The following is a 9778-nucleotide window of genomic DNA, read 5'->3' as shown; positions in this document are numbered from 1 at the left end:
GCCGCCGCCTCGTCGGCCACCGCGCCGCCCACCGTGAACGGCAGCCGCAGGTACCCCTCGAAGGCGCCGTCGACACCGAAGCGGGGCCCGGACGGGACCCGGACACCGACCCGCTCGCCCACCTCGGCGAGGCGGGAGCCGGAGAGGCCGCCGGCGCGGACCCAGAGGGTGAGACCGCCCGCCGGCACCTCGTACTCCCAGTCGGGCAGCTCGCGCCGGAGGGCGGCGAGCAGGTCGTCGCGGTTGTCGCGGGCCTGGGAGCGGCGGAGCGCCACGGCCTGCTCCCAGCCGCCGCTGGTGAACAGCCAGTGCACGGCGAGCTGTTCGAGGACCGGGGTGCCGAGGTCGGCGTAGGCCCGCGCGGCGACCAGGCTGCGGATGACGTCCGGGGCGGCCCGCACCCAGCCGATGCGCATCCCGGCCCAGAACGCCTTGCTGGCCGAGCCGACGGTGATGACGGTCGAACCGGCCGGGTCGAAGCCGCACATCCGGCGGGGCATGCTCCGGCCCAGCTCCTCCTCGAACCACAGCTCGGTCATCGTCTCGTCGGCGACCAGCACGGTCCCGGCCGCGCGGGCCGCGTCCACGAGCCGGCGCCGCTGGTCCTCGTCGGCCAGCGCACCGGTCGGGTTGTGGAAGTCGGCGACGACATAGGCCAGCCGCGGCGCGGCCTCGCGGAGCACCTGGCGCCAGGCGTCGAGGTCCCAGCCGCCGAGCCCCTCGGCCATGGCGACCGGGACGAGCCGGGCGCCCGCCTCCCGCATGAGCTGGAGGATGTTGGCGTAGGACGGCGACTCCACGGCGATCCGCTCGCCCCGGCCCGCGAAGAGGTGGCAGATGGCGTCGATGGCGCCCATGGCGCCGGTGGTCACCATGATCTGCTCGGGCATGGTCGGGATGCCCCGGGCGGTGTACCGCTCGGCGATCATCGCGCGCAGCGCGGGCAGCCCGGCCGGGTAGTCGCCGTGGGTGTGGGCGTAGGGCGGGAGGTCCTCCAGGGCGCCGGAGACGGCACGCGTGAGCCAGGGCTCGGGCGCCGGGAGGGCGGCGCAGCCCAGGTCGATCATGGAGCCGAGCGCCTCTGGCGGCAGGGGTTCGAGGCCGCGGGCGGGCAGCGGGTTGCCCGCCGGGACCGCCGTCCAGCTGCCCGCCCCGCGCCGGGACTCCAAGAACCCCTCGGTGCGCAGCGTCTCGTACGCGGCGGCGACGGTGGTGCGGCTGACGGAGAGGGCGAGGGCCAGCTCGCGCTCGGCGGGCAGCCGCGCGGCCACGGGGACGCGGCCCTCCAGGACGAGCAGCCGGATGCCGTCGGCCAGCGCCCGATAGGCGGGCGGACGGCGCGTGCCGGGGCCACCCGGCCGTTCCTGCTGGGAGTTGAGGAGCCGGGCGAGCTGAGCGGCACCCACCGCAGAGGTCCAATGCGCCATGAAGATCAGTCCACCTTCCCCGGATTGGCCATGGATGGCCCTCCGTCCCAAGCCACAGAGTGACACGAGCAAGGCCACTGTCACCACCCCAGGGGGGTATCCCATGTCCACTCCGGGCCGTCTCTCCCGCCGGCTGTTCCAGCTCTACGCCGGTCTCGCGCTGTACGGGGCGAGTTCGGCGCTGCTCGTCCGCTCGGGCCTCGGCCTGGAGCCGTGGAACGTGCTGCACCAGGGGCTCGCCGCCCGTACCGGCCTCAGCATGGGCGTGGTGCTGACCCTGCTCGGCGCGGCCCTGCTGCTGCTGTGGATTCCGTTGCGCCAGCGGCCCGGCCTGGGCACGGTCTCCAACGTGCTGGTGATCGGATTCGCCATGGACGCCACCCTGGCCGTACTGCCCGGCGCGCACGGCGTGGCCGCGCGGATCACGCTGCTGGTCCTCGGGGTCGTGCTCAACGGCGCCGCGACCGGCCTCTACATCGCGGCGGACTTCGGCCCCGGCCCGCGCGACGGCCTGATGACCGGCCTGCACCGGCGCACCGGCCGCTCGATCCGGCTGATCCGCACCTGTGTGGAGGTCACCGTGGTGGCGACCGGCTTCGCCCTCGGCGGCACGGTCGGCGTCGGCACCGTGCTGTACGCGCTGACGATCGGCCCGCTCGCCCAGTTCTTCCTGCGGGTCTTCGCGCAGCGCCCGGTGCCCGTACCGAGCAGGGTGGTTGCCGGCCACGAGCCGGAGCGCGCGATACTGCGCCGGTGACCGAGCCGATACGCCACCCGTACCTGGACCACCCCGGCCCCATTCCCTTCGCCCACCGGGGCGGGGCGGCGGAGGGGGTGGAGAACACGGTGGCGCAGTTCCGCCGGGCGGTCGCGCTGGGCTACCGCTACATCGAGACCGACGTGCACCTCACCGCGGACGGCACGCTGGTCGCCTTCCACGACGACTCCCTGGACCGGGTCACCGACGGCACCGGCCGCGTCGCCGACCTGCCGTGGGCGGAGGTGCGGCAGGCCCGCGTGGGCGGCCGGGAGCCCGTGCCGCTCTTCGCGGAGCTGCTGGAGACGTTCCCCGAGGTCCGCTGGAACGTGGACGTGAAGGCGGAGGCGGCCCTGCTGCCCTTCCTGGAGCTGGTCGGGCGGACGGACGCCTGGGACCGCGTCTGCCTGGGCTCCTTCTCCGAGGCGCGGGTGCGCCGGGCGCAGCGGCTCGCGGGGCCGAGACTGGCCACCTCCTTCGGCACCCTGGGCGTGCTGGGGCTGCGGCTGCGCTCCTGGGGGCTGCCCGCCCCGGTGCGCGGCTCGGCCGTGGCGGCGCAGGTGCCGGAGGCCCAGTCGGGCGTCCCGGTGGCCGACGGGCGCTTCGTGCGGGCGGCGCACGCGCGCGGGCTCCAGGTGCACGTGTGGACGGTCAACGAACCCGAGCGGATGCACCGGCTCCTGGAGCTGGGGGTCGATGGCATCATGACCGATCACATCGACACGTTGCGCGAGGTCATGGAGGACCGCGGCGTCTGGGTCTGACCGGGCTCCGCGACGCCTCCCCCGCCTTGGCACGGCACTGCGGCGGGGAAGCGAGGGCGCGGGGTGGGTATCGGCACCGTGCGGGCGGGGGCGCCCGAGGGGACGGCGGGTTCACGGCGCGAGCAGCGCGGCTGGTACTGGTACGACTGGGCGTGCTCGGTCTACTCCACGAGCGTCCTCACCGTGTTCCTCGGCCCGTATCTGACCGCCGTGGCCCGGCACGCGGCCGACGCCGACGGCTATGTGCACCCGCTCGGACTGCCGGTGCGCGCCGGATCGTTCTTCGCCTACACGGTCTCCCTGTCCGTGATCGTCGCGGTGCTGGCGATGCCCCTGGTGGGAAGCCTGGCCGACCGCACGGGCCGCAAGAAGCCGCTGCTGGCCGCGGCCGCGTACACCGGGGCGGCCGCGACGACGGGCATGTTCTTCCTGGACGGCGACCGGTATCTGCTCGGCGGGCTGCTGCTGGTGGTGGCCAACGCGGCGCAGTCGGTGGGGATGATGCTCTACAACTCCTACCTGCCGCAGATCGCCCCGCCCGCCGACCGCGACCGCGTCTCCTCGCGCGGCTGGGCCTTCGGGTACGCGGCCGGCTCCCTGATGCTGGTCGTCAACCTGGTGCTGTACCTGGGCCACGGCTCCTTCGGGCTGTCCGAGCCGGCGGCCGTGCGGGTGTGCCTGGCCTCGGCCGGACTGTGGTGGGGCGCCTTCGCACTGATCCCGCTGCGCCGGCTGCGCGACCGGCACGCGCGCGTGGCGGCCGCCGGCCCGACCGGGCTGCGGCAACTGGCGGCCACGGTGAAGGACATGCGCCGACACCCCCGCACCCTCGCCTTCCTGCTGGCCTACCTCGTCTACAACGACGGCATCCAGACGGTGATCACCCAGGCCTCGGTGTACGGCTCGGAGGAGCTCGGCCTGGAGCAGTCCACGCTGATCGGCGCGGTCCTCCTGGTGCAGGTGCTCGCGGTCGCCGGCGCCCTGGCGATGGGCCGGCTGGCGAGGTCCTACGGCGCCCAGCGCACGATCCTCGGCTCCCTGGTGGCCTGGACGTGCACCCTGGCCGCCGGGTACTTCCTGCCCGCCGGGGCGCCGGTGTACTTCTACGTGCTGGCGGCCGCGATCGGCCTGGTGCTCGGCGGCAGCCAGGCGCTGTCCCGCTCCCTGTTCTCCCACCTGATCCCGCCGGGCAAGGAGGCGGAGTACTTCTCCGCGTACGAGATGAGCGACCGGGGCATGAGCTGGCTCGGGCCGCTGCTGTTCGGGGTGACCTACCAACTCACCGGAAGCTACCGCTCCGCGATCGTCTCCCTGGTGGCCTTCTTCGTGATCGGCTTCGTCCTGCTGGCACGGGTACCGGTCCGGCGTGCGATCGGCGAGGCGGGGAACCCGGTCCCCGAGAGGATTTAGCGTTCAACACGAAAGGGCGGTAGTGTACGCGTTTGGCCTGCCAGGCGTACCGTTACTGCGCGTCAAAGACAGCGAAGCGCTGGGTCATATCTGCCAGCAGATGTGACAAACCGGGCGCGTGTGGGTACAACAAGGGGCGGCTACGACGGCGACGCACGACCCGGAACGGGACTCGGAACGGGAATCTTTACCGCCGACCGGACGTTGACCGGATGACGACGACAGCGACACCTGTCCTGTGGGCGACAAGCCCGGGAGGCACGATTCATGAGTGAGCGAGCTCTTCGCGGTACGCGCCTCGTGGTGACCAGCTACGAGACGGACCGCGGCATCGACCTGGCCCCGCGCCAGGCCGTGGAGTACGCATGCGAGAAGGGGCATCGCTTCGAGATGCCCTTCTCGGTCGAGGCGGAGATTCCGCCGGAGTGGGAGTGCAAGGTCTGCGGGGCCCAGGCACTCCTGGTCGACGGCGACGGCCCTGAGGAGAAGAAGGCCAAGCCCGCGCGTACCCATTGGGACATGCTGATGGAACGACGCACCCGCGAGGAGCTCGAAGAGGTCCTCGAGGAGCGTCTGGCGGTCCTGCGGTCGGGCGCGATGAACATCGCGGTACACCCGCGCGACAGCCGCAAGTCCGCGTAGCCCGAAGGGGCTGCGCCGACCTGGCGCACAGAGAACCGCGGGCGCCGTACATCGTCACGATGTACGGCGCCCGCGGTTCTGTGCTGTCCGGACCCGCTCGTTCAGCGGGTCAGCGGCGGCCGGGGTTCGTCGGTGGAGTCGTCGCGGCGCTCCCGGACGACCTCACCCTGCACCACCTTGCCGTCCGGACGGTGGATACGGGCCTGCTGGAAGGCCTCGCCGAAGGAACCCGGCGTGGCCCCGCGCAGCTTGCGGCTCACCACGTGCTCGGTACGGCGGCGGACCAGGTTCTGCACCGGGGGCAGCAGCAGGAGCAGTCCGGCCACGTCGGAGAGCATGCCGGGGAGCATCAGCAGGAGTCCGGCGAGCATCAGCAGGCCGTTGCTGCCGCCGCCCGAGGAGGGCGCCGTACCGCGCCGCAGGGCCTCGTCCAGGTTGCGGAAGGCGCGGCGGCCGGCCCGCTTCACCACGACCGCGCCCGCGACGAAGCTCGCGGCCAGGATCAGGAACACGGCCAGTCCCCCGGCCGCGTCCGCGACCAGGATGAGCAGCCAGATCTCCAGCACCAGCCACGCGGCGAGGGCGAGCGGCAGATATCTGCGCAGCGCCGAGCGCTTGGGCCGCCCGGTCTGCCCGGTCCGCAAAGGGGTGGATGCGCCAGTCGTCATGCTTCCAGTGTGCCTGGGTCCGGCTCAGTGCCGCATAAGGGGTGGATCATCCCCGCCGGCCGGGCCGGTGACGGCGCCGCCCCGCCCCTACCTGCCCTTGGCCTTGATCTTGCCGACGCGGTCGCCCACGCCCCACGCGGTGACCCGCCACAGGGCCTCCACGAGGATGTCGCGGCTCATCTTGGAGTCGCCGAACTCGCGCTCCACGAAGGTGATCGGGACCTCCACCACGTGGTACCCGGCCTTCACCGCGCGGCGGGCGAGGTCGACCTGGAAGCAGTAGCCCTGCGAGGCGACCTCCTCCAGACCGAGCCCCTGGAGCGTCTCGGCACGGAAGGCGCGGTAGCCGCCGGTGATGTCGCGCAGCGGCAGGTCGAGGGCGAGCCGCGAGTACAGGCTGCCGCCGCGGGAGATGACCTCACGGGACCGGGGCCAGTTCACCACCCGGCCGCCGGGCACCCAGCGCGAGCCGAGGACCAGGTCGGCGCCCTTGAGGGCGGTCAGCAGGCGGGGCAGCTCCTCGGGCTGGTGGGAGCCGTCGGCGTCCATCTCGACCAGCACGCCGTAGCCGTGCTCCAGGCCCCAGCGGAAGCCCGCGAGGTAGGCGGCGCCCAGGCCCTCCTTGCCCTTGCGGTGCAGCACCTGCACGTGGTCGTCCGTGGCGGCCAGCTCGTCGGCCAGCTTGCCGGTGCCGTCCGGGCTGTTGTCGTCCGCCACGAGGACGTGCGCCTCGGGGACGGCCTTGCGTACCCGGCCCACGATGGTCTTGATGTTCTCCGCCTCGTTGTAGGTCGGAATGATCACCAAGGCCGTGCCGAGCGGACCGAACTGCCGCCCTCCGGCCTTGGCCGAGAGGGTCCCGTCGCCGTCGTTCACTGCTGCCCCTTCATGTCGTGCGCAGGCGTCCACCATAGTGGTCACGGCCTGCGATGACGCGGCGGCACGGGGCCCGGGCGGTGTCGGAAGCCGGTGAGCGGGGTAGGAGCGCCCCTTCCGGCGGGTTTCCGGCGCCTCGCCGTGGCTTCCACGCGGCGGATGGGGGCCCGCGCCGCCCTTCGGGCCGGCCTGGGACCCGCTGGCTGCGGATCGACCGAGAGCCGTTGTCTACTGAGCGCGCGGGCCCCATCCGGGTCACACCTTGCCGACCGGCCGGAGCGCTCCCTCGTCGGCGCGAGCACTGCGCCTGGCTGCCGTCGACGATGCCCCGGTACGGCACACCGTCCTGACCCAGTGGCGCCGCGACGAGGATGCGAACACTCCCCGGTCGAACGTCCGTTGGTGGACTCGGCCGAACCTACCGGCCCCCCGCCGTCCGCTGTCAACAGCCCCCTGGTCAGCGGTTACGCCGGGAGGGGCGCGGAAAAGGGCGAGGATACGCAGGTCGGGCGACCGGGGGGCGCCACCCGTTCGGCTCCCCCGGCGGGCCGGGAGATCACTCGCCCGGCCGTACGAACACCGTCCGCCCCCCGACCACCGTCCGCAGGCAGACCGGGAGCCCGGTGCCGGGGGTGAGGTCGGGCAGGCCGGGAGTGCCGGAGCGGGGGTCGGTGGACCAGCGTGCCACCCGGTCGTCGGGGGCCTGCACGATAAGGTCACCGGTGTGCCAGACCGCGTAGTCGGCGGGGGCGCCCGGCACCAGGACGCCCGCGTCGTCCCGGCCGATCGCGCGCCAGCCGCCGCGCGTGTGCGCGGTGAACGCGGCCCGCACCGACACCCGGTGCTCCGGCGTGCGGTGGAAGGCGGCGGCACGGACGGTGCCCCAGGGGTCGAGCGGGGTGACCGGGCTGTCGGAGCCGAAGGCGAGCGGCACCCCGGCGCGCAGCAGGGCCGCGTACGGGTTGAGGGTGCGGGCCCGCTCGGCGCCCAGGCGGCGGACGTACATGCCGTCCTCGCCGCCCCAGACGGCGTCGAACGCGGGCTGCACGGAGGCGATCAGGCCCAGCTCGGCGAAGGCGGCGACGGTGTCGGGGGTGAGCATCTCGGCGTGCTCGACCCGGTGCCGGGCGGCCCGTACGCGGGCCGGGCCGACCTTCTCGGCGGCGGTGCGCACGCCCTCGACCACAGCGGTGACGGCGGCGTCGCCGATGGCATGGAAGCCGGCCTGCAGCCCGGCCTCGGTGCAGGCGACGACGTGCTCGGCGACCGCGTCGGCGTCCAGGTAGGCGGTGCCGGTGTGCGGGGCGTCGGTGTACGGCTGGTGCAGGCAGGCGGTGTGGGAGCCCAGCGCCCCGTCCACGAAGAGGTCGCCGGCCGCGCCCGCCGCGCCCAGTTCGCGGGCCTTGTCGACGTCCCGCTCGGCCCAGTAGCCCACGACGCGGGGGCCGGGGAGTTCTCCGGCGAGCCGGAGCAGGCCGGTGAAGTCGTCCTCGGAGGAGATCTGCGGGCCCCCGCACTCGTGCACCGAGCCGATCCCGAGGGAGGCCGCGTGCGCGAGCGCGGCGCGCTGGGCCTCGGCGCGCTGGGCCGGGGCGAGCGCGCCGAGGGCGGCCTCCCGGACGGCGTGGTGGTCGTCGGCGGTGAGCGGGGCGTCGGCGCGGCTCACCGCGGCCGGGACGAGGTCCAGCAGGGCGGTGCTGACGACGGCCGAGTGGACGTCGGCGCGGGACAGGTAGAGCGGGCGGCCTCCGGTGGCCGCGTCCAGCTCCGCGCGCGTCGGCGGACGCCCGCCGGGCCAGCGGGCGGCGTCCCAGCCGTGCCCCAGCAGGACCCGGTCGGCGGGGCGGGCGGCGGCGAACTCCCGGACCAGGGCGAGGGCCGCCTCCAGTGAGGGCGCGCCGGACAGGTCGAGGCCGGTCAGGGCCAGCCCGGTGGCGGTGGTGTGCACATGGGCGTCGGTGAAGGCCGGGGTGACCAGGGCGCCGTCGAGGTCGATCACCTCGTCCACCCCGTCGGTGAAGGCGTCCGCGGCGCCCTCCGAGCCCACCCAGGCGACCTGGCCGTGCTCCACCACCATCGCGGTGGCGAAGGGGTCGGCGGGGCTGTGGACCTCGCCCCGGCGCAGGAGGACGGTCTTGGGTCCGGCGGGCTGCTCACTCATGCCCACCAGTCTCCCCCGTCCCCGCCGGGCACCCGGAACCGGGGCGCGTGTCGGGGGGGCTCAGGAGATCTTCGGCGGGCGGGCCTCGTACGGCGTGGAGAGCACGACCGTGGTGCGGGTGGAGACGCCGGCCAGGGAGCGCAGCCGGGCGAGGAGTTCCTCCAGTTCGTGCGGGGTGGCCACCCGCACCTTGAGGATGTAGTTCTCGTCCCCGGCGACGCTGTGGCACGCCTCGATCTCGGGGACGCCCGCGAGACGCTCGGCGATGTCGTCGGGGGCGCTGGGGTCGAACGGCTTGACGGAGATGAACGCGGTCATCGGCAGCCCGACGGCCTCGGGGTCGACGACGGCGGCGTAGCCGCGGATGACGCCCCGCTGTTCGAGCCGGCGCACCCGCTGGTGCACGGCCGACGTGGACAGGCCCGTGGCCTTGCCCAGGTCCGTGTAGCTCATCCGCCCGTCCTTGACGAGCAACTGCACGATCTGACGGTCCAGCTCCTCCATGCGCCAGAACCTACCGTGCGGTCCCGCGCGCGTGCGCGCGGGGGAACCGGGGGACGACTTCGGCGGGCTACGATGGCGCGGCACGCGGCATCTGGGCGGATATCCACCGTTAGCCTGTGACGAACGCCACACCATGTGAGCGCGCTGCGTGAGGTTCTCACGGTTACCGCCGAGAACCTGCGGGAAGTGCTTGCTGTGGTCGAGGCCGCAGCGCCTTCACGGCCCAGCCTTAGGGGGAGAATCCCATGCAGAGTGTCAAGCGCCCCGTTCGTTCTGCCGCGAAGCGGCAGCAGCTCGTCGTCGAGCCCGAGCCGGAGGGTGTCGAACCGGACTCCGGTGACGCCTACGGCCTCGACGCCGACTACGACACCTTCGAGATGTACCGGGTGATCTGCCCGGACTGCGCGCAGGCCATCGCGCTGCTGGCGGACGAGGAGTCCCTGCCGGAGCACGCGCTGTGCGCCTCGCCGTGGAACCCCTTCGGTCTGACGGCCTGTGCCGGCACGGGCCGTCAGACCGAAGGGGTTCCACGGCGAGGCGCACAGCGCTTGGTCCGGCAGGTGTTCCCA

9 protein-coding genes and 1 pseudogene are annotated in these 9778 nt (G+C 73.7%); 5 read left to right on the top strand and 5 right to left on the bottom strand.

The features are described 5' to 3' along the window. A partial coding sequence (yczR, locus tag CCN33_RS06440) for a MocR-like transcription factor YczR (protein WP_086692110.1) occupies window positions 1–1427 on the bottom strand: 1427 nt, incomplete at its 3' end. A gap of 103 nt (window positions 1428–1530) precedes the next feature. Between yczR and yczE the strand changes: the two genes are divergently transcribed. The 4 genes from yczE (at window position 1531) to CCN33_RS06420 (ending at window position 5000) form a co-directional block, all read left to right on the top strand. After that, complete coding sequence (gene yczE, locus CCN33_RS06435; RefSeq protein WP_086692107.1) at window positions 1531–2184, top strand: membrane protein YczE; 654 nt, start codon at window positions 1531–1533, stop codon at window positions 2182–2184. Continuing rightward, window positions 2181–2948, top strand: a complete 768-nt coding sequence (locus tag CCN33_RS06430; RefSeq protein ID WP_086692104.1) for a glycerophosphodiester phosphodiesterase family protein — start codon at window positions 2181–2183, stop codon at window positions 2946–2948. The genes yczE and CCN33_RS06430 overlap by 4 nt, the downstream gene beginning before the upstream one ends. 63 nt (window positions 2949–3011) lie before the next feature. Next, complete coding sequence (locus CCN33_RS06425; RefSeq protein WP_107483907.1) at window positions 3012–4358, top strand: MFS transporter; 1347 nt, start codon at window positions 3012–3014, stop codon at window positions 4356–4358. Between the two features lie 267 nt (window positions 4359–4625). Further along, window positions 4626–5000 (top strand): RNA polymerase-binding protein RbpA, encoded by a 375-nt coding sequence (locus CCN33_RS06420; RefSeq protein ID WP_003977404.1) that lies wholly within the window; start codon window positions 4626–4628, stop codon window positions 4998–5000. Between the two features lie 101 nt (window positions 5001–5101). Here CCN33_RS06420 and fxsA read toward each other — a convergent pair whose 3' ends face one another. The 4 genes from fxsA to CCN33_RS06400 form a co-directional block, all read right to left on the bottom strand. Continuing rightward, a complete protein-coding gene (gene fxsA / locus CCN33_RS06415) occupies window positions 5102–5668 on the bottom strand; it encodes an FxsA family membrane protein (RefSeq protein ID WP_086692102.1) in 567 nt (188 codons plus the stop codon). An 87-nt stretch (window positions 5669–5755) separates the two neighbouring features. Beyond that, on the bottom strand, window positions 5756–6544 hold the full coding sequence (locus tag CCN33_RS06410; protein WP_244173704.1) for a polyprenol monophosphomannose synthase: 789 nt from the start codon (window positions 6542–6544) through the stop codon (window positions 5756–5758). A gap of 556 nt (window positions 6545–7100) precedes the next feature. Then, complete coding sequence (locus tag CCN33_RS06405) at window positions 7101–8705, bottom strand: amidohydrolase (RefSeq protein ID WP_086692096.1); 1605 nt, start codon at window positions 8703–8705, stop codon at window positions 7101–7103. 60 nt (window positions 8706–8765) lie between these two features. Then, window positions 8766–9209, bottom strand: a complete 444-nt coding sequence (locus CCN33_RS06400) for an Lrp/AsnC family transcriptional regulator (RefSeq protein WP_030810457.1) — start codon at window positions 9207–9209, stop codon at window positions 8766–8768. Window positions 9210–9454: 245 nt separating this feature from the next. On the opposite strand from CCN33_RS06400, the pseudogene CCN33_RS31870 reads away from it, so the two are divergent. Beyond that, a pseudogene (locus tag CCN33_RS31870) lies at window positions 9455–9778 on the top strand (hypothetical protein); the annotation flags it as partial.

Origin of the sequence: Streptomyces recifensis, from assembly GCF_002154615.1 — a bacterium.
Taxonomy (GTDB): Bacteria; Actinomycetota; Actinomycetes; order Streptomycetales; family Streptomycetaceae; genus Streptomyces; species Streptomyces griseoluteus.
The sequence above is the reverse complement of the archived record's forward strand: the minus strand, read 5'-3'. Positions and strand labels throughout refer to the sequence as shown.